Genomic DNA, 25,235 nt, shown 5'->3' on the forward strand with positions numbered 1-25,235 from the left:
CAGCGCCGATGGTACTGCGAAAGCGGGAGAGTAGGCCGCCGCCAGTTTTTATTTTATTTTTAAAAAACCTTTATCATAACGATAAAGGTTTTTTTGTTTTATACTCTATACAATACAGTACAATACAATAATGCACGCTCTTTCCGAATATCCTCAATGCGTGTACAGGAAAAGTAACTCAATAGCCTTTTACCCAATTACCTAAACTCATTAACTCAAAACAATATTATTCAAATACCGGAGATCTTTTTCTTTTTTATTTTGAAAATTATGTAACTTAGTCATATCAAATAAGATTACGAATCTAAAAATAAATAATATGAAAAAACATTTATTCCCTCTATTTTTACTGCTATTGGGTGCAAATGCTTATGCACAGCAGGATTTTTTTGCTATTACCGGAAAAGATACTCAAAGCATCACCTTCAATGATTTCCGAACAATTGATGCCGCTCAAGGAACTTCCGGAGAGAAAATTTTCACAGCTGAGTCGTCAGCAAAGGTGTTTTCGCAGACAAGAAAAGGTATGATAGCGGAAGATAAAAATTCCTACAATAATTCTCAAGCCATTACTCTGGCAGCACTTGCTTATGATTCTTCGAATAATAATCTGGTATACATGCCTATGTTTTCGTCTAATGTTTATATTTTAAACCAGCACACCAAGGAAATTACGCTGGTAGAAAATAATGTAGCTAGAGTTACATCATGCGATATTAATTCTCATATTACAAGAATGGCGACAGGGTATAACGGAAATGTGTATGCAGTCAACAATGCAGGAACTCAATTTCTGGAAATCAGCAAAAAAGGCGGACAATATGTAGTAAGTGATCTTGGAATTATTAAAGATGATTCTTCCAATGGTAAAAACTCGTTTACGGCTATGGAAACCGGTTTTGGAGGTGATATGATTGCAGATAGTGATAATAATTTCTATGTTTTCTCTGCTTCAGGAAATGTTTTTAAAGTTCTAACGAAGGATCTAAAGGCTAAATTTTTGGGAAAGATTTCCGGAATTCCGGATAACTATTCAGTAAATGGATCTGCTGTGAATGCGCAGGGGAAGGTTGTTATTGCAAGCGCAAAAGGAGGTGCTTTATATGAAGTAGATCTGGCCACTTTACAGGCTAAGCAGCTTCCGGGAGAACAGGGATTGCACATTTATGATCTTGCAAGTAAATATTTTGCCAATGACAAAGCCACTATTGCCAGTACCTTAGCTGATCTGGATATTTATCCGACAAAAGTAGATGAACATTATATCAATGTTCGCGTTAATAAAAATATAAAGGGAAATATTCAGCTGAACATTTTTGATATGTCCGGTAAGAATATAATGACCCAACATCTCAATGTGAAAGATAACTCCTCAGATCAAAGGATATATCTTAAAGGATTGTTGAGTGGCGCTTATATAGTAAATATCACTAATGACTTAGGAAAAGCAATATTCAGTAAGAAGATTCTTGTAACAAAATAATTACAATTACAATTCAGAATACAGAGGCCTTTTCAAACATTTTGAAAAGGTCTTTTAATGATTATTTGATATTCAATAAGTTTTATTTTTCGATATTAAACTGTACTTTTATAAAAAAAATATAGATGAAACTATACTTTAATGTAGGATATATTGTAAAGTCCGGAGAGAGCTTACAGCTGGTAATTGGCGAAGACGGGGCTGCAGTACATATCCATACTATGTTTTATGGTGAGAATGGTTTATGGAAATGTGAAGTTGACAACTTTTCAAAATCTATTTCTTACCAATACAGAGTTATAGATGAAAAAGGAAATGTATTAAGAGAAGAATTTGTTCCGCATCACCTTAGTTTTCCACATAATTATAAAGAGTTTGTCATTTTTGACGAATGGAATAACAAGAATTTTCCCGAGAACTACTTAAACAATAAGATCCTTTACAATAAGCTGCACGACTTTGTTCCTGAAAAAGTGACAGTTTTAAAAAGACATACCCATTTATTCAGGATAGAGGCACCTATTTATAATCCGGACTGGAGAGTAGTACTGTTTGGAAATACTGCATCTCTAGGAAGCTGGAATTATGAAAGGGTAATTCCTCTGCATCAGACAGATTTTGGAATGTGGGAAGTTTCTGTTGAAATTCCGGAAAATGAATTGATTCAGTTTAAATACTGTCTTTTTGATACAAAAGAAAACAGAGTCATTGATGTGGAAACAGGAGAAAACAGATTTACGGTAGCGAATCCGTTGCCGGATATTTTACAGATTGTTTCCAATCATTATTTCAGATTTAAAGGTTATCAGATGTATCATGATGCCGGAGTAGCGGTTCCTGTATTCTCATTGAGAAGTGAAGACGGTTTCGGAGTGGGAGAATTTTCGGACATTAAAAAACTGGCTGACTGGACGAAGGAAACCAACCTTGGAATTATCCAGATTCTTCCCATCAATGACACTACAGCCAATTATTCCTGGACAGATTCTTATCCTTATGCAGCCGTATCTGTTTATGCACTGCATCCACAATATATCTCTTTAGAACAACTTGATTATTCTTTACCGAAAGAATTAGTTGATGGATATCTGCTTGAAAAAGAGCATTTAAATACTCTCGATCTGATAGATTACGAAAAAATGATTGCGGGTAAGTGGAAGTATCTTTCTGCTGTTTTCAATGCCGAAAAGGATAAAATTTATAAAGATAAAAACTTCAAAAAATTCATCAAGGATAATGAATATTGGCTTGTTCCGTATTCAGCATTCTGTGTATTGAGGGATAAATATAAAACACCCAATTTCAACGAGTGGAAAACCCACAAAAAATATATTGCAGGAAAGATTTCACAGTTTTTTACAACAAAAAACAAGGATTATGACATCTCAATGCTGCATGCCTGGGTACAGTACCAGTTACATCTGCAATTGAAGGACGCCGTAGATTATACCCATAACCTGGGAATTTCGTTGAAGGGAGACCTTCCGATTGGGATCTACCGTTACTCTGTGGAAGCATGGACAGAACCCGAATTATTCGGAATGGACTTTCAGGCAGGAGCACCACCAGATCAGTTTACCGAACTGGGACAAAACTGGGAATTCCCTACTTACAATTGGGAAGCTATGAAAGCTGACGATTACAGATGGTGGAAAAACAGATTCAAAGCACTGGAACAGTATTTTGATGCCATGAGAATAGATCATATTCTGGGCTTCTTCAGAATATGGAGAATGCCGATTTCTGCTGTACAGGGAATTTTAGGATACTTTTATCCGGCCGTTCCCATTATTGAGGACGAATTTAAGGCATGGCAAATTCCGTTCAATTTTGACAGGTACTGCAAGCCTTTTATCAACAATCAGATTTTATGGGATTACTTTGGAGAAGATGCAGGAAAGGCTCTTGAATTGATGAACCGTAATGACAATGGAACTTATACTTTCAAGGAAGAATTTGATACTCAAAGAAAATTGGTTAATTTCTTTAAGAAAAAATCTTTCGGTCCGCTTGAGGAAAAATTAGTTGCCCTTTGTGCCAATGTTTTGTTCTTACCGGAAGAAAGAAATGGAAAAACGGTTTATCATCCAAGATTCAATGTGTACAATACAGATTCTTATAAGTATCTTCCGGAATCTCAACAGAAAAGTATCTATGAGCTCTATCACGATTATTTCTTCAGAAGACAGGATCGTCTGTGGTACGAAAAGGCGATGGAAAAACTTCCGGTTATTCTTAATGCCACCAAAATGCTGATCTGTGGAGAAGACCTGGGAATGGTTCCTGCATGTGTGCCGGTTGTAATGGATGAATTAGCCATTATTGCGCTGAAAGTACAGCGTATGCCTTCGGAGAATATTCCTTTCTATAATCCTAAAAATGCAAGCTATATGAATGTAGTGACTGCTTCTTCCCATGACAGCTCTACCTTGAGACAATGGTGGAAAGAAGATCCTGCGCTTACACAAAAATACTTCAATGAACAGTTAATACAGTATGGAAAAGCCCCTGCAGACCTTAATCCTCATCTTGCAGAGATTATCATGAAGCAGCATTTGTATAACGAATCCATGCTGGCTATCTTCCCTATCCAGGAATTTTTGGCAACAGATGCAAGCCTTACCAATCAGAAAATGGATAATGAAAGAATAAATAATCCGGCAGTATTTCCTCATTACTGGCGCTATAGAATGCACATTAATCTGGAAGAGCTGAAAATGCAGAAATCATTTAACGAAAAAATAGCTTTCTGGGTTAAAGATAGCGGTAGGATGTAAATTTAACAATTGATTATCAATACGTTGAAAATATTTTAAAAGAAGTTTGATCTTAGGATTTAACTTCTTTTTTTTATTTGTATCAAAAAGATAGAATTAAGATATTCTGCTATATATTAACCAAATAACGACTATAGAGATGAAAAAAATATTTTTGGGATTAGCTTTTGGGTTGGGCGTTTTGACGTCTGCTCAGCAGTATCCGAATAATGGTTGGGGTGATGACGGTTATTATCAGAATGGAGGAGGAGATTATTATAGTGATGAAGATGATAGAAACTATTTCCCTGATGATTATTATTACAATTATCCTCAGGATTATTATCCGAATGATTACTACCAAAGCTATTATAACGATTACAGAAACAGTATCATAAATATCGACTGGAACGGATTTTTCGTACAGAACAGATTAAACAGATGGCAGATAGACCAGATCCTGAGATTAAACAATCTGTATGCAAGTTTTACAGCATGGAACAATTTCTACCGATATAATCCGGATAGATGGTACTATGACAGGTTTTATGCAATACAAAGAATTTTAGGACCAAGAGTATTTGTTGTTTTCCAGAATAACTACTACAGAGGATCCAGTCCAATTGTATATTTCCAGAATTACAGAAGAACGTACTACGTACCAAGATATACTGTAATGCCAAGATATAGAAATATCAATATCAATGTGTACAGAGTAGACAGATCAAGGTTCCGTAGAATGGACAACCCTACTTTTGATATTGTAAGAAGAGATAACGGCGCCGGTGGAGGGTTCAGAAATACAAGAACTACAGAAAGACCGGGCAGCTTCCGTGATAATAATAGTGGTTTCAGAAACAGCAGCGGAATGAATAATGGAAGTACTGCAGGCAACGGCGGTTTCAGAAACAGCAATGGAGGCGGCTTCCGTAATAATTCTGATAATGGAGGAAACAGAGGGAACTCAGACAATAATGGAGGCTTTAGAAACAGTAATGGAGGCGGTTTCAGAGGAAATAGCGAAGTAAGAAGAGAAGCGCCCAGAAGAGAAGATAACGGCGGTTTCCGTAACAGTAACGGCGGCGGCTTCAGACAAAGATCCGAAAGTTCTGCTCCAAGACAGGAAAGCCGTGGTAATGGTGGAGGATTCAGAGGAAGTTTAGTTAAGAATTAATTTTCATATATTATATTTAAGTGGTGTGAAGGGTAGGTTTTTATAATCTGCCCTTTTTTTTGTTGTTTTTGTGATTTATTTTTATTAAAATTTAACATTATTTATGAATTTGTTAATTTAACTTGTGTTTTAATTCATAATCAAAAAGATATAAGAAAAAGAAACAATTAGAAAATAACAATTAATTAAATTTAAAAAAGATGAAAAAATTAGTTTTAGCAATAGCATTTATCGGAATAGGAAGTTTTGCAATGGCACAACAAACCAATACCACCCAACAGGACAGACAGGCAAGAGCCGTTGAGATGAAGCAGAAAATGCATCAGAAACAACAGGAGCGTTTAGATAAGATGCAAAAAGATCTTAATCTTAACCCGTCTCAGGTAGCGCAAATTAAAGCTCTTCAGGATAAAAGAAAAGAAGAAATGAAAGCTGAATTCGAAAAAAGCAAAGGAGACAGACAGGCTAAGATGCAGGAAATGCAGGCTAAAAGAGCACAAATGGATGCAGATATGAAAAAAATCCTAAGCCCTGAGCAATATGATAAATGGCAGGCTGACAGACAAGCAAAAGCAGACAGAATGAAAATGGGCATGAAAGAAAGAAGAATGATGAAAAAGCCTATGAATACAGGAAATGCTGATGTTAATTAAGCACCTTCAATTTTAGTTTTTTAATGTGTAAAGGATGGAAATTTTTCCATCCTTTTTGTATTAAATTTCTTTAAAACTTTTGATTTCGGGCATTTATTCCCTACTTTTGACTACAAATTTAATACTTATGATAAGCGAAAAAATTGCAAAATTAATTAACGAACAAATTGCCCACGAACAATATGCTGCTCAATATTATCTTTCAATGTCTGCATGGTTTTCCGGAAAAGATCTTGATGGAATTGCCAACTATTTCAGAGTACAGAGCAAAGAAGAATTAATGCATGCAGATAAAATGTTTGATTATCTGAATGATGTAGGAGGGGAAATTATCATCGGAGAAATTCCAAAACCTCCGCATGAGTTCGAAAATGCAACAGATATTTTTGAAAAAGCTTTGGCACATGAGAAAATCGTTACTAAAAGTATTTTCAATATTGTAAAGAATGCTAACGATGAGGGAGATTTTGCAACAACATCATTCCTGCAATGGTTTATCAACGAGCAGGTAGAAGAAGAAGCCAGCGCTTCTCAATATGTTACAAAAATTAAAATGGTATGTGATAATCCGTCTGCTTTGTATCTTTTTGATCAGGAATTATCTCAGAGAGTATTTACTCCGGATACCACCGCTTAACATTGAAATTTTTTCAAATATAAAACCGCTTTCCAGTATGGGAGGGCGGTTTTTATTTTACTCTAATATTACTTCATAAAGGTCCGTAATCAATGGAATTTAAATCTTTGCATAAGCTGTATATATGATTATTCCTGAAAATTAACGGGTTAAAGGGAGATTATTTCTTCCTCAGTATTTTTACCGTGAGGATGAAAACAAATGCACCTAATACAAAATTCAGAAGTAGGGATTTTACTATATTTCCGGTAGGCATATACCGCTGCCCATCTTCTGTAACCGGCGGATGCAAGCTATCAGCAATAGTATAAGTGATTACTGTAGATACTGACATGAAGATCAGGCTTACTACAAAGGAAATTAAATATATTTTCATGGTTTGTTTGCAATCAAAATGCAGAATAAAAATAATAAAACCATTTTTATTGGAAGGACTTTTATGAAAAACATTGTATTAACTTTCTGATAACCCTGTCTTTGGAGATCTATAAATAGATAATCTGAGTTTTGAGTACCCTTTTTCCAAGACGTTCGAGAATATTTTTATAACCCTGGATCTGTGCTTCATCCCTGGCTTTTTGCTCTCCGGTTTTGAAATCAACAATCATATAGCCATCATCTCCTTTTAAAATACGGTCTGGCCTGAATATATGACTTTCTCCGTTTTCAGAAATCATAATATCTTTCTCATTAATGACTTCCCATTTCTCATCAAAAAATTCCGAATACCTTCGGACAATTTCCTGCAGAGTCATCTGAATTTCATTTTTCTCTTCCAAAGTGATCTGACCTTCCAGAGCATATCCGTCCAATACCCTGATGATGTCCTTTTCAGTATTGATCTTTGATAAAAGCTCATGTACAAAAAGCCCAATTCTTACCTTTTCATTTCTTACCTGATAATTTTTTGAAGGGGTCGCAATTCTGATGGAGGTACTCTTTTCATTACTATTTTTCAGATTCTGAATATTCTGGGTTTTAAAGGATGAGCTTTTCTCTTTTGAGTACTTTTTCAGCATTTCAGGACTCACCTCATAAACGTCAAACTCATCAGCCTGCTCCGGATTTTTTGTTTGAAGAAACTCAAGAAGCTCAAGATTATTAGATGTCTTATTTGCTTTTTGAAGATAGAAAAACAGCTGTTCAACAGGTCTTGTTGTCGCTACATACTGCAGGCATAGCCTGTCAATCAGATTTTTATAAGAATTTTTAGTGTTGAAAAACAGAATTTCGTCATCATAGGCTTCAAGGTTCTTGCTAAACTGGTTGATGTTGACTGATTTTAAAGCTTCATTCTCGTTAGTCTCAAACCAATTGGTAAATTCACTGTCACGGTTCTTATTCATCATGGGAATGAAAACAATCGGGAATTCCAGCCCCTTGGATTTATGGATGGTCATGATCTGAACAGCATCAATATTTTCCGAGGCCTGAATGGTGTAAGAAGAAGCTTCTTCATCCCAGTATTTTAAAAACTCTTTTGTACTGGCGCCCGCATTCTGGGTAAAGTTGAAAAGCATTTCCAGGAAGTTCAGCAAAAAGTCTGTTTCTTTGTTTTCAACAGAAAATTCGTTGATATAATACTCAATAAAGTTATAAAGATTGAATCTTGGGAAGTTATCCTGCTGAAGCTGAAGGTAATATTTCTCTTTAATGAACTGTAGAATGTCTTCATGCCCTTCAATATCCAGAATTTCTTTCATGTGTAAAGTAAAATCCGGCATTTGAATTTTTCCCAATGTATTCAGATGGTACATCATCATGATCAGACAATGTTTATTCTTAGGATTGAGTTCCCAGCGCAGATATTCAATAACAGCCTTTAATGTATGGGATAGCTCCAATGTAAGACCCTTATCAGAAATTGTTTTAATATTGACTTCTTCGCCTTTGTAATGTACTTTTAACGCTCCGAGCTTTTGAGAATAACTGAAAATATCAAAATTTCCACGGCAGAGAATTGTAATGTCGGAAAACTTAAAACCATTATCCAGGCATTCCTGAATATCTTTCCGCATCTTTTCAGAGGTGTCCTGGTAAAATTCTTCATTTGTAAGGTTTTCTATAAGATTTACCTTTACACGTCCACTCATTTGGGATTTTGGATTCTGCTCTGCATCTGCTCCAAAAATATTCTTATGCTCTTCCAGCAGGCCTTCAGCATGATAACGGTACAGTTCATTGTTAAACTGTACAATATTTCTTGCGCTTCTCCAGTTGTCTTTTAAAACCAGAAGATCTGCTTCTTTCGGCGAAAATTCCTTTTTGTTGATAATATCCAGCATCAGTTTACTCTCGCCACCACGGAAGCGGTAAATACTCTGCTTAGGATCGCCTACCAGCGTAAACGAAGTATACTCCGTAGAAACACTATGATCTCTGAGCGGAACAAAATTCTGCCACTGAAGCTCTGAGGTATCCTGAAACTCATCGAAAAAATAGTGCTGAAACTGTGAACCTACCTTTTCATAGATAAAAGCGGAAGGCTCGTTCTTGAGGTTTTCATTAATCAGAATATTAAACTTAGAAAGAAGAACAAGATCATTTTCTTCCTCAATCTTTTGGAGCTCGTCCTGAATATCCTTATTTACCTTTAACGGAAGAAGAGCAGACAATACCTTTTCTTTCTTCTGAGTTTCTATAAACAGAAGAATAAGTTTCATTCTGTTGTCCAGAAGCTGGTCCAAAATCTCAAAGATCTCAGATTCTTTATGCTTTGATTTTGAAGAAGCTCCTTTTCTGTAATTGTTGACCACAGATTCTTCCTGAGTGGTAGGAAAGGGAAATCCGGCTCTTTTCTGCTGGTAAAAATCTATTACTTTGGTAAAGAAACCACCGATTCCGTTTTTACCCTGAGCAAAATCTTCAATATCTATATTTCTTGATTTGAATAATTCAATAGAATTGGCAGCCAGCTCAGCAGATTGCTTTTTGTTTAGAACAATCTCTTTACGCAGCGCATTTTTTATATTTTCATAATTGGCATCATCAAAACTTTTATTGCTTTTCAAATGCTCATAATGGATGTCTTTTACGAATTCTTTGGCAGAATCATAGAGGTTTTTATTGAGATTGATTCTTTCATTATTTTCCAGGCTGTAGTCTACGTAATCCATAAAAGAATTGGAGATGGTTTCATTCTCTCCAATCTGATCCAGCATTTTATCCACCGCTTCTATCAGGAACGGTTCGGCTTCAATTTCCAGATTGAAGTTTTTAGCTAACCCTAATTCATAAGAAAAACTTCTTACCAGCCTTGAATTGAAACGGTCAATAGTCCCGATATTCAATGTGGAATAGTTATGAAGAACATAATCCAGCAGTTTTTTAGATCGGTGATGAAGCTCATCAATAGTAATTTTTAAGCCCTGCTCCTCAAATGCTTTACGGATATTTCTCAGATCGGCATTTTCTGCATAGTCTTTCGAAGAAAAATTTCCCAGCCAGGATAAAATTCTTTCCTTCATCTCGTTCGCTGCCTTGTTGGTAAAAGTGAGGGCGAGAATATTCCTGATCGACTGCTGTTGATTAGGATAGCGGAGACAGATCATCAAAAGTCTCTGTACCAGGGCGTAAGTTTTCCCCGATCCGGCAGAAGCATTGATAACTGTATAAGAATTTTGCATTGTTGAAAGAGAATTGAGACTGCAAGTTAGCTAAAATTTAAAAGAAAATTTAACAATTTAATCAACCGATTTAACAGTTTTGGGGGCAAAAATTAAAAAGAAATATTAAAACACGTTAACTGTGGTTAAACTTATGGTATAAATTAAAAATAATTTTAGCTTTGCTCTATAAAAATAGCCTGTGAAACTTAAACTATTCTCTTTTTTATTCATTATTGTATGTATCCATATCCAAGCCCAGAGTTATATTTTCGGAAAGATTACTTCTGAAAATGGTACAGAAATGCAGGATGTCAATGTAATTAACATACGAACGGATGAAATTGTGGTTTCAAACAGGGATGGTCATTTTATGATTTCCGGAAGAAAGGGAGACGAGCTAAGGTTTGTAAAAGCAGGGTATGAGCGTCTGGCCCAAAAAGTTTCTGAGGCAGATACGCAGTCACCAATGAATGTAAGTCTGGTACGCCAAACCATTCTGATTCCCGAGGTAGAAGTGAAGCAGGGGCTTACCGGAAATCTGAAAATAGATTCCAAACTTTATAATAAACCTAAAAAGGTTGAAAAGCTGATCAAAGATATTGATCTGTATATTGCACAGAAATCAGATCCGAGAATATTAGCAGCAAGACCTGGAGAATTTGTACAGCCAAAAGGGCAGGGTTTTTCTATAGGCAAAGTAAAGGACAAATGGGACGATGTCGATCTGATGAAATATATAAGAGCAAGCCTTGGGGATGATTATTTCACCAATCTAAAAATAGAAAAACCACTGATAGAGCATTTTATCTATTATGTCTTTGCCGGTGGTTTTGAAAGAAAGAAAATTCTGAAATATGGGTTCTGCAGTGATGCGGACCTTAACAGATTTCAGGGTTTTGTTCTGAGAAGGATCTCTTCTTATCGTGCCCCGCAAACGCAGAAATAGATGAAAAAGTATATCAGCAAAAGTTTATTGATGATGCTTTTTTGTATCGCATCTGGAATAAAGGCACAGCAAAAAATATCAGGTAGAGTGGTCACGGGAAATGATCTGGATTTAGCTCCTGCGCTCATTGTCAATATTTCCAGTGGCAAAAGTATTTTAAGTGATATGTCCGGAAAATTTGAGATTGAAGCGAAAGAAAATGATGAGATCAGATTTGTTAAAGAGGGATATTACCGCAGTGATAAAAAAATAAACGGGGAAGATTTTAAGACTCCGCTGAATATCATTCTGAGGAGAATGGAAATTCAGATCCCTGAAGTAAAAATAAAGTACAAGCCTACAGGAAATCTTGCAAAAGATAATCAGCATTTTAATGAATCCAGAAAACTTCAGTCATTAAAGTCTGATATGGAATCATACATGAGGAGTCCTCTTAACGAGCCTTTACCTAATAATACCATATCAAAGACTTTTACCGGTCATGATTTTAATGCAGGACAGGTAAATGTGCTCGGTGTATTGGGTGCTGTATCTGGTTTGGTAAAAAAAGCCACAAAACCTAAAATTACCAAAGCCAATTATAATGAAACCCAGGATTTTTTTAAGAGAGTAAAAACTCAGATCAATCTGAGTTTCCTTACAAAATACGGAATGGACGAAGAACAGATTGATACTTTTCTTCTGTACGCCGAAAAAACGCGTGCCCTGGCAAAGAGGTTTAGAAAAGATTTTCAGATAAGTGAGATAGAATATGAACTCAAGGTAGCATTTGCAGAATATAGTAAAACAAACAGGCTGGAAGGCAACACAGAATAACGTAATAAAATTGAATTATTTTGCTAAAAATACAGAAAGATCATGGCAAGGAAAAATCATTCTTTTGCTTATGCTTCTGTGCGGTACCGCTATCTTTTCCCAGCAGACTGTGACCGGGAGAATTGTAGATGAAGCGGGGGAAGACCTGAGTAAGGTCATTGTCATCAATATGTCTACAGACAAAAAAGTATATTCTGATGCGCAGGGGATATTTTCCATTGAGGCCAGCTCCAATGATGAACTGAGATTTGTAAAAGAAGATTTCAAACGAATATCAAAAAGAGTTCTTACTAACGGAGCCAATTCACCCCTGTTTATTACACTTTATCAGATCCCGAAAGACGTGGGTGAAGTAAAGATCGTGAAAAAACTCACGGGAGATCTGGAAACAGATTCCAGGATTGTAGCCAAAGTAGATAAAGGAGAGCAGGTAAAGGCTGCAGTGGGCCTTCCGGAACCGGTAGGAAAAATGAGAGAAAAACCTGCAGAAGTGAAAAGTGTTCTTTTGCCCATACTCTTAGGAAACCTGAATGTTCAGGGAATGTATGATCTGATTAGCGGTAAAGCCAGAAGACAGAAAAGACAATATACCTATGATGACCTGCAGGAACATATTGCCTGGATTCGGGATAGGATAGATGATGAGTACTTTGTGAGAGCAGGAATTCCCGAAGACAGGGTATCAGAATTTATTCAGTTTTCGTTTTTAGCAAAGCCTCAGGTACGGACGTATGTAAAAGCAAGAAATCTTTCTGGTGTTATGCTGAGATTGGAAGAAACAGCTCCTCTTTTTATAGAACGGATGAAGCAGAATCAAAAATAGCCTTACATTTCTTTATAACTGTTAAAAAAATCTTAAAATATTGGAATAAAAGTTGATGTAGATGGTGATGTAACATCAATTCAATTCACAAATTTTATGAATAAAAACATTTTTGCAGTAGCTATTGCTGCGCTGGGTTTCGTGATCGGCCTTGGGTTTTTAGGAAATGCCATTAAAAACAGAAACAAATCTGAAAATACCATTTCTGTAACAGGGTTAGGTACCAAACAGTTTACTTCGGATCTGATCACCTGGTCCGGAAGTTTCTCTAAAAATAATGTTGATCTTAAGTCGGCTTATGATGAGCTGGCAACAGACAGAAAAGTCATCAACGACTATCTGCTGTCAAAAGGAATACAGCAGAAGGAGATTGTTTTTTCTTCTGTAGATATTCAGAAACAGTTCAGAAGCTATAATGATTCGAACGGAAATTATGTACAGGGAGAATTCTCAGGTTATAATCTCACCCAAAAAGTTTCGATTGAAAGCAAAGAGGTAGGAAAGATAGAAAACCTCTCCAGAAATATTACAGAGATTATCAATCGCGGAATTGAATTTACCTCTTCTTCACCTGCTTATTTTTATACTAAGCTGGCCACCGTAAAACAGGAAATGATTGCCAGTGCTACCAAAGATGCTAAAGAGCGTGCTGAAAAAATTGCAGAGAATTCAGGAAGCAGTTTGGGAAATTTAAAGAAAGCAACCATGGGAGTAATACAGATTACTGCGCCAAACTCCAATGAAGACTATTCGTATGGAGGAACCTTCAATACTTCTTCCAAAGAAAAAGAAGCCAGCATCACGATAAAGCTGGAATACGAGGTAAATTAATCTGCAGTATAAAAGAAAAATGCCGGAAACCAGTTTCCGGCATTTTATATATTAATGATAAATAATATCTTGAATTTCTTTTTTCACTTCTTCTATATTTTCAGGAGTATAATTGGCAAGCAGCCATAGATTCAGGGATTTTTTTCCTTCGCCATAACTTGGCTGTACGTGAGTAGTGTCTATAAGGGTAAAATTATTTCTCTGATAAAAAGAATAACGTCTTGATGCATCTTCACTCAATTCCGCAGGTTCAATCTCTAAGATAATATTCGGGTAACTTTCTGATAAGTGATGCATAATATGTGAACCCAGTTTTTTACTTCTGAACGCTTCAAAGACCTCAAAATGTTCTACAAAAACAAAAGAACTCAGCTCCCACAGAATAAGATAACCAATCGCTTCAGATTCATGAATGACAGACATGAACTTTACATGAGGATTTGAAAATAAACTTTCAAAATGTTCTTGATCTCTTTGCTCATCTACAGGAAAAGTAGTGGTGTAAGATGCATAGATTTCCTGAACTCTATCATCTCCAGCGGATGTAATTGGTAAAAATTCCATAGTTTATAAATCAAAGACGCTGGGTCTTCTGGTGATAAAAATATCTTTAATCCAAAGTGTGAATGCCAATCCCAAGTAGATCAGAAAGAAAAAACCAACAGTGGCAAAAGTAGAGTAGATAAAGAAAACTCTCAGTTTAGATACAGGAATTCCCAGCTTGGCGCCCATTCTTGTAAGTACTCCAAACCATTGTCTTTCCATTTTATGACGGATATTGCTTAGCATTTCCAGATTGTTATGTAAAAATTAAATCTAATACTGCAAGTTAAGGAATTTTTTTGATAGAGGTTTGTTTGAAGATGGATATTCATATATACTTATTGCTTTAAAAGTTTAAATCCAATACCACACGCCAGACAGTTTTTTATTTCACAATTGGTTTTGTGATGATAAATGAGACTTTGACTTTCCAATGCGCTCGTGATTTCTAACCCCAGCTTTCTCCACGCTGAAACAACGGTATTTTTCTCGGCGGAAATAGATCTGTACAGCTCAACAATTTCATCTGCAGTTTCTTCATGATGGTATCTGTGATAAGCGTATTGTAGTGGCAGTACAGTATTTAAAATAAGAAGATCTATGAAATCTCTGCTCAATATTTTTGGATGTACTTTGGAAATATTTCCGAAATTAAAATGAGAATCCCAATAGGCAGAAGCTTTTGTAGAACTGAAAACATCATAAAGCTGATCCGCCGTTTTGGCTTCCATGATCTTTGAAAATAAATTCTGGTGTTTGTATAGATCTGCCAATTGAGAAAGCCGGATTGTTGGAAAATTGGGAGGTCTTAATCTTAAAAATTTAGGACGGAATATGAGATCAGGAATCGAAAACTTTACTTTAATAAATTCAAATTCTCTTTTCCATATCTTCATAGGTTCATCCTTGGGAGTGTCCAGCCATCCTGACATTCCAAACAGTAAAGCTTCAAGCTGCAGAGGATTCTGGCGGATTTTATTAACAACGCTGAAATCTACACTTTCTGCAATCTGCCGGAAAATATGAGCGTTTACCTTCAACCCAAAAGAATAAGCAAAGCTGTGAAATAAAACGGCCTCAAAATTATTTTTATAACGAATTAAGCTTTGCTCCAGCTCCATGGATTTCTCCTCCAGTTTTTGAAAAATATTCGATTCATGAAAATTAACGGGTAATTTTTCCGGATCAAAAATATTTTCGCAGGCAATAAATCCTTCATGATGAACAAACTTTTTATATTTCAGAATGATATTTTCATCCAGATAATCCTTGAGTTCCAAAGTAGGAATGTTTTTTCCTGTAAGGTCATGAAGATCTGTGTTATGCAGAAAAACAGCATGTAAAATGATATTCTGGTAATTGGGATCTTGAGAATGATTATGGAAAATCCAGTCTGAAGAACGAATGTGCAGTTCAATATTTCCTGCGAGAAGTAATCCGTTAATTTTGATTTTAGCATCCAGAAAATCCGGGCCGGCATTGGTATTCCATTTCCCGAAATGGATAATCTCAACGGAATTCCCTTCAATATCCTTGAAGTTAAAATGTTTGAAAACTTTATAGTTCCAAAGATATTGAAGCAGTTTTTCCGTCATAAGCGTGACGATAAATATAACAGAAATATTATACTTTCGTCAGCTCCTTATTAAAATTTTCTATGGTTGTTCTATACATTTTCTCATAGATAGGAAGAATGTTTTTCAAATCAAATTTTATAGCCTGATCTTTCGCATTTTGCTTCATTTTGGCTAAAAGTTCATCATTGCTCAAGAGTTTGATGGTGTAGTTGCTCATTGCTTCCACATTTCCGATCTCAGCTAGGTATCCGGTTTCTCCCTGGATATTTACCTCAGGAATCCCTCCTGCATTGGAACTGATAACCGGAGTATAAGCTGCCATAGCTTCCAAAGCTGCCAGACCAAAACTTTCCTGCTCCGAAGGAAGAAGAAATACATCAGAAAGCTGCAAGATTTTATACAGATCATTCACCTTTCCTAGCAGACGGATTTTCGAAATAAGATCAGGATTTTCTTCCAAAAACTGATTTACCTTTTCCATATCAGGACCTTCACCAATGATGATCAGTTTGGATTTAACTTTTTTCTCTACATTCTTAAAGATCTGAAGAACTTCGTCTACCCGTTTTACGGGGCGAAGGTTAGAAACGTGGATCAGGATCTTTTCATCCGGGTTGGCAAACTGCGTTCTCTGGCACTCCGAACAGTCGTCAAATTCAGAATTATCAATAAAATTGGTAATCACCTGGATTTCTTTTTTAATATTGAAAAACTGAAGGGTATCTTTTTTCAGGCTTTCGGAAACAGAAGTAATGGCGTCCGATTGGTTAATGGAAAACTCTACAGCATGTTTATAACTTGGGTGCTGGCCTACCAGGGTGATATCAGTACCATGTAATGTAGTCACCAGAGGAATGTCATTATTGTCTTCCCGAAGCATCTGCTTTGCCGTAAAAGCTGCATATGCATAAGGAATGGCATAATGCGCATGCAGAAGATCCAGTTTATACAGATTTACAACCCTGTAGATCATCGAGCTCAATGCAATATCATAAGGCTGATACTGGAAAAGAGGGTAGGTCTGAACATTTACCCTGTGGAAGAAAATATTAGGATTGGTAATGTCTAATCTTGCCGGAAGTGCAGAACTGATGAAATGCACTTCATATCCTTTATTGGCGAGAGACATTCCTAATTCTGTTGCTACAATTCCGCTTCCTCCGTATGTTGGATAGCAAAGTATGCCTATTTTCATTAGATTATTGTTATTTTTGATGTTGTATTATTTGGTGTCGGCTGAGGTTAATGCATTGAGCTCTATCCCCATTCCCGGTTTCAGCTGATCATTAACCAGCACAGGAAGTTTGCCCCATATTTTTGTTTTTCCCTTTAGAGCATCCGCTGCTGCATTCATTGAATCATCATTGTTTTCGTAAGAAACAAGAACTGTGGAAACTTTTGAGAGGTCAATATCTTTCAATGCATAAGCACTTCCGAATACATCCAGAATGACATTTTGATTTTTGGTAAGATCAGAGAGTACTTTCTTAGATTCTGGTGAGATTTTATAAGGCTTGTAAGCTGTTGAGTTATCCTTGTGGAAACCGACAATTACTGTTGATCCGGCAGGAATGGTATTGATCTCTACGGCTTTTTTAATAATTACATTACCCAATCTATCTGCGAAAGTCTGATAAGGAGCTTCTTCAAGAGGAACGTAATAAACCTGCTTTCCTGTAAGGGGAAGTAATTTCTTTTCATCCTTTAATAAAGTCAATGCATTGGCATAAAGATTCTGTACCAAAGTAGTGTGTGAATTATTATTCAGGTCCGCATTGATATTTTCAGGATTTTTGGGAGTGTACTGAGTCAGGCCCAGGAAGTATTTGGTCAAAAGAATTTTTTTCACACTTTCTTCTACTCTGGACTGGGGAATTTCTCCTTTGTCAATAGCTTTCTGAATGAGTTTTTTACCTTCAGAAACACCTTGAGAGAAAAGCATAATATCATTCCCTGCTTTAAATGCCATAGCATCCAGTTCTCCCGGCTTATATTTATTAGCTACAGCGCCCATATTCAATGCATCGGTGATGATTAATCCTTTATAGCCCAGCTTATCTTTCAGTAATCCTGTGATGATGTTTTTAGAAACAGACGCGGGAATACCTTTTCCTGATTCTAAGCTTGGAACATATAAATGAGCCACCATTACACCACCGATTCCTTTATTTATCAGTGCTTTGAATGGTGCCAATTCTACGGTATTAAGTCTGTCCATCGGATGAGAAACCACCGGAAGGTCTAAGTGAGAGTCGGTGCTGGTATCTCCGTGTCCCGGAAAATGTTTGATGGCTGCTAAGATATTATTATCCTGAAGACCGTTGGAGTAGGATTGCGCAGAGCGGATGACATTGTCTACTTCAGATCCGAAGCTTCTGTTCCCAATGATAGGATTACTAGGGTTAGTATTGACATCCACTACAGGAGCGAAATCCCAGTTGATTCCCATTCTGTGGCAGTCATCAGCAATTTTTGCCGCCATCTGATATACCAGATTTTTATCCTGAATAGCTCCCAGCGTCATAGCCCAGGGAAATTTGTGTGCTGCTGCAATTCTCTGGTACAGTCCCCATTCTGCATCCATCCCGATCATTAAAGGAATTTTCGACTTTTGCTGAAATTCATTCACCAGAGTAATCTCTCTTCCTGCATCATCCTGCATCAGAATCAGACCGCCAATTTTATCCGCTGTAACAATATTTCTTATCTGGCTGATATACTCTTCCCCTTTATTGGTATAAAGCGCCACAATAAAAAGCTGTCCTAATTTTTCATCCTGAGAAAGACTTTTGTATGTCTTATCAACCCACTGCTGAGCCTTTTTAAGATCTTCCTCAGTAGCATTTTTAGGCTGATACTGGGCTTTCGCCTTAGGGCTTATTAATGCAGTTATAAAGAGTGAAGTATATAATAATTTCTTCATGACTTTTTGAATAAGAACAAAAATACGATTAAAAAAATGAGGAAAACAAAGTTTTTGAAATTTTTGGTATATGATTTGAATACGCATTATAAATAATAACTAAACTTTAATAAGAAATGAAAAAAATACTTCTCTTTTTATTCCTGGGTGCTGTAGGTTTTACTGCATACAGCTGTGATAATAGTGATGATGTTGTGGTACAAGGTCAGGATAATGATACGTATTCAACGGCATATGATATTATTCCGAAATTTAATAAACAAGATAGCTTTACATACCATTTTGATGATGCCTTTAAAAGTGCTTTATTAGAATCTGATGTAGTGCTTATTTATTTACAGACAGGTCTTACTACTAATGGAGCACCGATATGGAAATTACTTCCCTATACAGAATATCCAAATAACGGAGCTGATAAGGTAGAATATTCATATGACTTCAGTAAGTTTGATATTGGAATTGATGTAAGATCTACCAATGGAGTTAATTTAGATAACAATCCGGGGTATTACACAAACAAAAAATTCAGAGTTGTAATTGTTCCTGCAAAAACAGGTACTTCTAAAAATGCTGCTGCAGCAGCGGTTAATTATTCAGACTACAATAGCGTAATTAAATATTACAATATTGATGAGTCTAAGATTGCAACCAAATATTAAGAAATATCTTTTCAGTTTTTTATAATTAAAAAAGTCCCGGAAGAATATCTTCCGGGGCTTTTGATTGATATTAGTAAACCGATTTAAAAGAATACTAATTAATGTGTAGAATAGGGTACTAAAATCCGGTAATCCTGAATCTCAAATGAGTTTTTAGATAACTGTTTAAGTTCTAAAAATAAAAAAGCTCCAGAATTTCTGAAGCTTTTGTTTTATCTAGTTATCATTGTCATCCAATAGATGTCCAAAGAAGTCTTTTTTGGTTTGCAGATATCCTTTGCTTATTTCGTTAGCCGGAATCTGCAGCGGAATTCTTGAATTAAGGTGAATATTGCTGTCTACCACATATTTTACCTTTTCAGGATTGTTAGTCAGAAGATTAATATCTTGTACATCAAGCAGGTTAAGAATTTCTATGGCTACACCAAAGTTTCTGTCGTCTGCAGGAAGTCCCAGTTGAAGATTGGCCTGTACGGTATCCAAACCTTTTTCCTGCAGGGAATAAGCCTTGAGCTTGTTGATGATCCCGATGTTTCTTCCCTCCTGACGAAGGTAGATGATAATTCCACCGTTTTCATGGATATATTTCATAGCCGCATCTAACTGCTGGCCGCATTCGCATTTTTTTGAATGGAAAACTTCTCCGGTAATACATTCTGAATGGAAACGAACATTTACTGGTTGGGAGAAATCTGTATTTTCTGCAACAATGGCCATGTGAGGCATCCAGTCGTTTTCGTTTTCGGAGAAAGCTATCATTCGGAAAGTACCGTGTTCTGTAGGAACATTGGCTTCCGCCTGAATTTTAATCATTGATCGTTCAAATTGTTTTTAACTTCCTGGCAAAGTATCTTCAATAACAGAAATATTGGTTTTTAAACGAACCAGATATCTGTTGAGAACTTCATCTTCATCTCTGTCAAGATTCTGTCTTAGCTTTTGTATTTTTTTGTAAGATTTTTCAAAGCTTTTAAGGGCTCTGCTTTTTCCTGTAGAGTTATTGGCATCAATGGCATATAAATAATTCTGAAGGCTGTATTTCAGACTTGTAATCTCCTCATTGATTCCGTTGTTTTTAAACTTGGGAAAAGTAGAGACCATGTTAGAAATTTCAGAAGCGTTTATATTTTCTTTAATATTGATATTAAAATTCTTCTTTGAGCCTCTATCGGAATCAGAACCTTTGGTATCACTATAAAAATTATTTGACAACGGAGAAAGGTTAAGCTTTTCCGTTGCGCAGGAAGATGTTAATATGATAAGTACTCCAAGAAAAATTAGTCGTTTCATTTCTGCTGCCCTTTTTGATAAAGGATTGGGTTAAGACTTTCATCGTTATACATTTTCATTTGTTTGTATACTTTCATCTTAACGTTACCGTTCTCAATATCAGCAAGCAACTGATCTATAGAAGTAGACAGATCCTCTTTCTGAGTAAGCAGAACATCCAGTTTTGCCTGGCAGTTCTTTCTGTGCTCTTCAGAAGCAGATTCTCTATTCGCTTCTAACGACATATGATAAACCTTTAATGCAAGAATTGACAACCTGTCTACTGCCCAAGCGGGAGTTTCCGTATTTATTTTTGCGTCAGGTTTAGGAGTTATATTTTCAAACTTATTAAGGAACCAGCCGTCAATATATTCTACCAGATCAGTTCTTTTCTGATTGGAGGCGTCTATCGTTCTCTTCAACTGAAGAGCTTCAGCCGGATCAATATTTTCATCTCTAATAATATCTTCCAGATGCCATTGAACGGTATCAATCCAGTTCTTTGCATACAAAATCCGTTCCAAACTATCTTTTTCGAACGGGTTATTAATTAGAGTGTTAACGTCATCAGACACGTGATAGTCTTCAATAGCTTTATTGAAGACTACCCATGCAGTCTCAGTAAATTTCATTAATTCTAAGGAATTTTAGTTGCTGGAAGTATTGTTATTGTTAGAAGAAGATTTGTTTTCAGAACCTGGTTTGTCTTCCTCTTTTACCGCATCTTTAAATTCCTTGATTCCTGAACCAACTCCTCTCATTAATTCCGGAATTTTCTTTCCTCCAAAAAGTAATACTAAAAGTATTGCTACGATAAGGATATGTTGCCAAGATAAGGCAAGTATTGTTAGTGTATTCATCTCTTTAAATTTTTACAAAGGTACACTTTTTTTAATATGAAATCCAACCAAGTGGATCAACTGGTGTACTTCCGTTCCATACTTGAAAATCAAGGGTATAAACACCATCAAAATCCTGAGCAATTGTACCAATTGGGGTTCCTGATGAAACCTGCTGTCCTTTGGAAACATTTGCATTGGATAAGTTGGAATAGATGGTAAAATATCCTCCGTGTTTAATGATAACCGTTTTCGTACCGTCACTGCTTGCTACTACAGAAGAAACAGTTCCCGGGAACACGGATTTGGCACGTGTACCTGAAGGGACAGAAATTTTAATACCCGTATTGTCTTCAGATATATTTTTGAAAACCGGGTGCTGCTGTCTTCCGAAACGGTGAGTGATCTGTCCGGCTCTGTCTGCCGGGTAGCCCAGTCTTCCTCTGTTATCAGCAAAGCTGTTTCCGGTAGCTGTGGAAACTCCGTAGCTGGTCATTGCCTTAGTTTCAGCTGCTTTCTTCTCGTCTTCTTTTCTCTTGGCAAGGGCGGCTTCTGCGGCTCTTGCAGCGGTTAGTTTATCTGCAGCTTCTTTAGCTCTTGCATTGGCTTCGTCTGAAGCTTTTTTAGCGGCGACTCTTCTTGCCTCATCACGTGCATTGGCCTCTGCTTTGGCAGCATCTTCACTGCGTTTTCTTTCTTCTTCTGCTCTTCTGGCGGCCAGCTCTGCAGCTTTCTTCGCTTCAGCTTCGGCAAGTCTTCTTTCTCTTTCAAGGGCCTCTGCTCTTGCTTTGGCCTCTGCTTCAATTCTTGCTTTTTCTCTTTCAGCGGCTAGTTTTGCCAAACGGATTTTTTCTGCCTCTGCTTTTCTTCTGGCTTCTTCCTCTGCCTTGGCAATTCTTATTTCCTCTGCGATAATGGCTCTGATCTGTCCCTCCAATGCCTTAGACTGAACCTGTTTTTGTTTAAGTTCAGCAGTCAGTTTAGATTCGTTTTTCTTAAAATCAGCTACCAATTGTTCTTTTTGGGTTCTTTCAGCATTAATTGTCGCCAAATCCTTCTGTTGATTTAACAGAAGGTTTGTTTTCTCTTTTACGGAGTTTTGTTTTTGTGCGATTGTTTTCTTGATCAGGTTAGCAGCATCGGTAATTTCGGCTGCCTTTTTGTCCTGATAATCGGAATATTGTTTCAGGTATTGTACTCTGCGTATAGCTTCTCCCAGATTTTTGGCAGAAAGAATAAATGTTACTTTATTTTGTACTCCTTTATTTTTATAAGCATTTACCAAAACCTCAGCATAGTTTTTTCTTAAAACGGCCAGTTCTTTATTCTGACGGTTGATTTCCAGCTGACGTAAATAGATATCATCCTCAATGAATCTTTTTTCTTTCTGGGTGTTATTATAAACCTTTTCTCTTAAAACCAACTTTTGATTCACACTGGAGAGATAGGCTACGGAAAGTTTAGATTCACTTCTGGTTTTGGCTAAATCGGAATTTATTTGTGCAATTTGTTTTTTAAGTTCGGCATTCTGCTTCTGCAGCTGTTCTTTGGTCTGCTGTCCCTGGTGCAGTCCGAACATCAAAACACCTATTAAAAAGCTAAATTTTTTAATCATTTAATCTCAATTTTCTTATAACTGGATGGTACAGAATAAGGTGTTTCCATCCTCGAAAAGTCAAATTTCGTATTTTCCATTAGAATTTGACTAGATTTTGAGCCTTTTATAATTATTTTAACATTTTTTGGTAAACGAATTCCTTCATACTCATTCCAGTCACCATAAGAAACATCAAGCTCATCAGAAGATAAAATATCTTTCAGGTTGACGTTAAGTAAATCGTAATTGGTGTCATATTGAAGAGCAATTTTGTACTCTCTGTTTTTTTCATCCGTCGTAATTTTCTGATTGGTGTTGGAAACCATTCTGAAGCCCTGTGCATTTTGAGTCAGGGTAAATTGTCTGTCATTGATTTTTACAAAAGTTCTTCCCAACAGTATTTTTTCCAAAGACTTATAATCAATGAAATTGACATTGAGTAAATTATTAAGATAATCAAAATCAGAATCTATATAGGTCTTATTGATCTTATCCTGTCCTTTGATCCCTTCAGGAGTAGCGATACCTCTGGCAGCGTTGATGAAAAGTGCTCTCAGGTTCATCCAGACCTTTGTATTATTTTCAATATAAACAGTAGCATCCAGCGTAGGCACATAGCTTCCTGTTTCTACCCGTATTTTACTGTCTATTTTAATCTGGTCAAATTTGGGCGGAACCAGTACGTGCTCATAAAAGGTGAGCTTGTCTTTCACAGGTTCGTTCGCATCTTTCGGATTTCCGTTATCCTGATCTTTTACAGCAGTTATGCTGTCCCGTGTACGGTCTGTGTCATTTTGAGCTTTGGTACGGGTTTTACAGGATGATAATGCAAGAAGCAATAAAAGAAGCGGGATCCAATTTTTCATGTATTTATCTTTAAATTAAAAAAATACGGTGCAATATTAACGCCAAACCACACAAAAGATTTTGTGTGGCCTGATGATATTTTGTTTAAATGAAATAATTTCTATTTTTATTTAGAAAGAAAATCTAGAACGGAGTAATCTCCTAGGGAAATTTCTCTTGCAACTCCGAAATACTGTGCAGAATTACCGATCATAGAGTTGGAAAGGTTCCCATGATTGATCTTTGTATTTTCCTGAATCAAAGAGTTTTCGATATTGGAATTTACAACAGTGGTATTATTTCCCAATGAAACTCCGGGCCCTACTTTAGAATTGGAGATTTTCACATTTTCACCAATAAAGCATGGCTGAATAATGAGAGAGTTTTCAATGACCGCAGAAGCCGGATAATTCTTCATCTCTTCTCTTTCATATTCAAGAATTTTGCTGTTGGTTTCTACGGTAGCATTTTTGTTGCCGCAGTCCATCCAGTCATTTACTTTTCCAAGGGTGAATTTTGCTCCTTTAGCTCTAAGGTTTTCAAGGGCTGTTGTCAATTGATATTCGCCTCCGTTTTTAATATCATTATCCATAATGTAGTTGATCTCATCCATCAGCTTTTCTGCGCTGTTGAAGTAATAGATCCCGATAATGGCAAGATCAGAAACGAAAGTCTGCGGTTTTTCAACAAAATCTGTAATGAAACCGTAATTATCCAGCTTTACCACTCCGAAAGCAGACGGATCTTCTACGCTTTTTACCCAGATGACACCATCTGAATTCTTATCTAATTGGAAATCTGCACGGAAAAGAGTATCAGCAAATGCAATCACAACATCTCCCTGCATAGACTGCTCGGCACACTTGATGGCATGAGCGGTTCCAAGAGGATCATTCTGATAATAAATACTTCCTTTTGCTCCCAGCTTTTCAGCAATCTGAATAAGAGATTTTTCAATCTCAGGACCAAAATCTCCAATGATAAATGCTACTTCTTCAATGTTTTCTCCTGCCACTTTAGCAATATCTTCCACCAATCTCTGTACGATAGGTTTTCCTGCAATAGGAATAAGAGGTTTTGGAACTGTTAATGTATGAGGACGTAATCTGGAACCACGTCCAGCCATAGGAACAATAATTTTCATAAATTATATAAAAGATGTTTTTATTAGTTGTTTTTTATATTAAGGTTAAAGATAATAATTAAAACCTTTGTCAGGCTATGATTTATATCTTTTTACTATTTGTTTACATTA

At 36.4% G+C, this 25,235-nt stretch carries 24 protein-coding genes; 10 read left to right on the forward strand and 14 right to left on the reverse strand.

Annotation, left to right across the window (positions count from 1 at the left end; all coding sequences use genetic code 11):
- Positions 1-319: 319 nt before the first annotated feature.
- From BLW74_RS20525 to BLW74_RS20545, 5 genes are all read left to right on the forward strand, one after another.
- The gene (locus BLW74_RS20525; protein ID WP_089696194.1) at positions 320-1,483 is read left to right on the forward strand and encodes a T9SS type A sorting domain-containing protein; all 1,164 of its coding nucleotides are present in this window, start codon (positions 320-322) and stop codon (positions 1,481-1,483) included.
- Positions 1,484-1,608: 125 nt separating this feature from the next.
- Positions 1,609-4,260, forward strand: a complete 2,652-nt coding sequence (locus BLW74_RS20530; RefSeq protein WP_089696197.1) for a 4-alpha-glucanotransferase — start codon at positions 1,609-1,611, stop codon at positions 4,258-4,260.
- Positions 4,261-4,399: 139 nt separating this feature from the next.
- Positions 4,400-5,413 (forward strand): hypothetical protein, encoded by a 1,014-nt coding sequence (locus BLW74_RS20535; RefSeq protein ID WP_089696200.1) that lies wholly within the window; start codon positions 4,400-4,402, stop codon positions 5,411-5,413.
- Between the two features lie 200 nt (positions 5,414-5,613).
- Positions 5,614-6,066 carry a hypothetical protein gene (locus BLW74_RS20540; protein WP_089696203.1) on the forward strand — a complete coding sequence of 151 codons (453 nt, stop codon included), beginning with the start codon at positions 5,614-5,616 and terminating at the stop codon, positions 6,064-6,066.
- A 127-nt stretch (positions 6,067-6,193) separates the two neighbouring features.
- On the forward strand, positions 6,194-6,703 hold the full coding sequence (locus BLW74_RS20545; RefSeq protein WP_089696206.1) for a ferritin: 510 nt from the start codon (positions 6,194-6,196) through the stop codon (positions 6,701-6,703).
- A 160-nt stretch (positions 6,704-6,863) separates the two neighbouring features.
- On the opposite strand, the gene BLW74_RS20550 is transcribed toward BLW74_RS20545, so the two are convergent.
- On the reverse strand, positions 6,864-7,079 hold the full coding sequence (locus BLW74_RS20550; RefSeq protein ID WP_089696209.1) for a hypothetical protein: 216 nt from the start codon (positions 7,077-7,079) through the stop codon (positions 6,864-6,866).
- Between the two features lie 109 nt (positions 7,080-7,188).
- Complete coding sequence (locus BLW74_RS20555) at positions 7,189-10,329, reverse strand: UvrD-helicase domain-containing protein (RefSeq protein WP_089696212.1); 3,141 nt, start codon at positions 10,327-10,329, stop codon at positions 7,189-7,191.
- A 181-nt stretch (positions 10,330-10,510) separates the two neighbouring features.
- Here BLW74_RS20555 and BLW74_RS20560 point away from each other — a divergent pair, with 181 nt between their 5' ends.
- From BLW74_RS20560 to BLW74_RS20575, 4 genes are all read left to right on the forward strand, one after another.
- Positions 10,511-11,257: a hypothetical protein gene (locus BLW74_RS20560; RefSeq protein WP_089696215.1), complete on the forward strand. Its 747-nt coding sequence runs from the start codon at positions 10,511-10,513 to the stop codon at positions 11,255-11,257.
- Positions 11,258-12,073, forward strand: a complete 816-nt coding sequence (locus tag BLW74_RS20565) for a hypothetical protein (RefSeq protein ID WP_089696218.1) — start codon at positions 11,258-11,260, stop codon at positions 12,071-12,073.
- Positions 12,027-12,896, forward strand: a complete 870-nt coding sequence (locus tag BLW74_RS20570) for a carboxypeptidase-like regulatory domain-containing protein (RefSeq protein WP_228424994.1) — start codon at positions 12,027-12,029, stop codon at positions 12,894-12,896. The genes BLW74_RS20565 and BLW74_RS20570 overlap by 47 nt, the downstream gene beginning before the upstream one ends.
- 96 nt (positions 12,897-12,992) lie before the next feature.
- Positions 12,993-13,727: an SIMPL domain-containing protein gene (locus tag BLW74_RS20575; RefSeq protein ID WP_062672285.1), complete on the forward strand. Its 735-nt coding sequence runs from the start codon at positions 12,993-12,995 to the stop codon at positions 13,725-13,727.
- A gap of 51 nt (positions 13,728-13,778) precedes the next feature.
- Here BLW74_RS20575 and BLW74_RS20580 read toward each other — a convergent pair whose 3' ends face one another.
- From BLW74_RS20580 to BLW74_RS20600, 5 genes are all read right to left on the reverse strand, one after another.
- A complete protein-coding gene (locus BLW74_RS20580; RefSeq protein WP_089696222.1) occupies positions 13,779-14,291 on the reverse strand; it encodes a GNAT family N-acetyltransferase in 513 nt (170 codons plus the stop codon).
- 3 nt (positions 14,292-14,294) lie between these two features.
- Complete coding sequence (locus tag BLW74_RS20585; protein WP_089696225.1) at positions 14,295-14,516, reverse strand: PspC family transcriptional regulator; 222 nt, start codon at positions 14,514-14,516, stop codon at positions 14,295-14,297.
- Between the two features lie 92 nt (positions 14,517-14,608).
- Positions 14,609-15,865, reverse strand: coding sequence for a DUF2851 family protein (locus tag BLW74_RS20590; protein WP_089696228.1), 1,257 nt, complete (start codon positions 15,863-15,865; stop codon positions 14,609-14,611).
- 28 nt (positions 15,866-15,893) lie between these two features.
- Positions 15,894-17,042, reverse strand: a complete 1,149-nt coding sequence (gene bshA / locus BLW74_RS20595) for an N-acetyl-alpha-D-glucosaminyl L-malate synthase BshA (protein ID WP_089696231.1) — start codon at positions 17,040-17,042, stop codon at positions 15,894-15,896.
- 27 nt (positions 17,043-17,069) lie between these two features.
- The gene (locus BLW74_RS20600) at positions 17,070-18,770 is read right to left on the reverse strand and encodes a glycoside hydrolase family 3 protein (protein WP_089696235.1); all 1,701 of its coding nucleotides are present in this window, start codon (positions 18,768-18,770) and stop codon (positions 17,070-17,072) included.
- A 116-nt stretch (positions 18,771-18,886) separates the two neighbouring features.
- Between BLW74_RS20600 and BLW74_RS20605 the strand changes: the two genes are divergently transcribed.
- Entirely contained in the window at positions 18,887-19,429 is a 543-nt protein-coding gene (locus BLW74_RS20605) for a hypothetical protein (RefSeq protein WP_089696238.1), read from the forward strand.
- 216 nt (positions 19,430-19,645) lie between these two features.
- Here the strand turns inward: BLW74_RS20605 and ribA are convergent, their stop codons facing one another.
- The 7 genes from ribA to BLW74_RS20640 form a co-directional block, all read right to left on the reverse strand.
- Positions 19,646-20,242: a GTP cyclohydrolase II gene (gene ribA, locus BLW74_RS20610; protein WP_089696242.1), complete on the reverse strand. Its 597-nt coding sequence runs from the start codon at positions 20,240-20,242 to the stop codon at positions 19,646-19,648.
- Between the two features lie 18 nt (positions 20,243-20,260).
- A complete protein-coding gene (locus tag BLW74_RS20615) occupies positions 20,261-20,719 on the reverse strand; it encodes a hypothetical protein (protein WP_089696246.1) in 459 nt (152 codons plus the stop codon).
- Positions 20,716-21,330, reverse strand: a complete 615-nt coding sequence (locus BLW74_RS20620; protein ID WP_089696249.1) for a DUF4254 domain-containing protein — start codon at positions 21,328-21,330, stop codon at positions 20,716-20,718. The genes BLW74_RS20615 and BLW74_RS20620 overlap by 4 nt, the downstream gene beginning before the upstream one ends.
- 15 nt (positions 21,331-21,345) lie before the next feature.
- The gene (locus BLW74_RS20625) at positions 21,346-21,558 is read right to left on the reverse strand and encodes a twin-arginine translocase TatA/TatE family subunit (RefSeq protein WP_089696252.1); all 213 of its coding nucleotides are present in this window, start codon (positions 21,556-21,558) and stop codon (positions 21,346-21,348) included.
- A gap of 31 nt (positions 21,559-21,589) precedes the next feature.
- The gene (locus BLW74_RS20630) at positions 21,590-23,152 is read right to left on the reverse strand and encodes a peptidoglycan DD-metalloendopeptidase family protein (protein WP_089696256.1); all 1,563 of its coding nucleotides are present in this window, start codon (positions 23,150-23,152) and stop codon (positions 21,590-21,592) included.
- Positions 23,149-24,000, reverse strand: coding sequence for a lipoprotein insertase outer membrane protein LolB1 (locus tag BLW74_RS20635; RefSeq protein ID WP_089696259.1), 852 nt, complete (start codon positions 23,998-24,000; stop codon positions 23,149-23,151). The genes BLW74_RS20630 and BLW74_RS20635 overlap by 4 nt, the downstream gene beginning before the upstream one ends.
- Before the next feature lie 107 nt (positions 24,001-24,107).
- Positions 24,108-25,124 carry a sugar phosphate nucleotidyltransferase gene (locus BLW74_RS20640; RefSeq protein ID WP_089696262.1) on the reverse strand — a complete coding sequence of 339 codons (1,017 nt, stop codon included), beginning with the start codon at positions 25,122-25,124 and terminating at the stop codon, positions 24,108-24,110.
- Positions 25,125-25,235: the final 111 nt, after the last annotated feature.

The organism is Chryseobacterium culicis, from assembly GCF_900108365.1.
In the GTDB taxonomy this organism is placed as follows: domain Bacteria; phylum Bacteroidota; class Bacteroidia; order Flavobacteriales; family Weeksellaceae; genus Chryseobacterium; species Chryseobacterium culicis.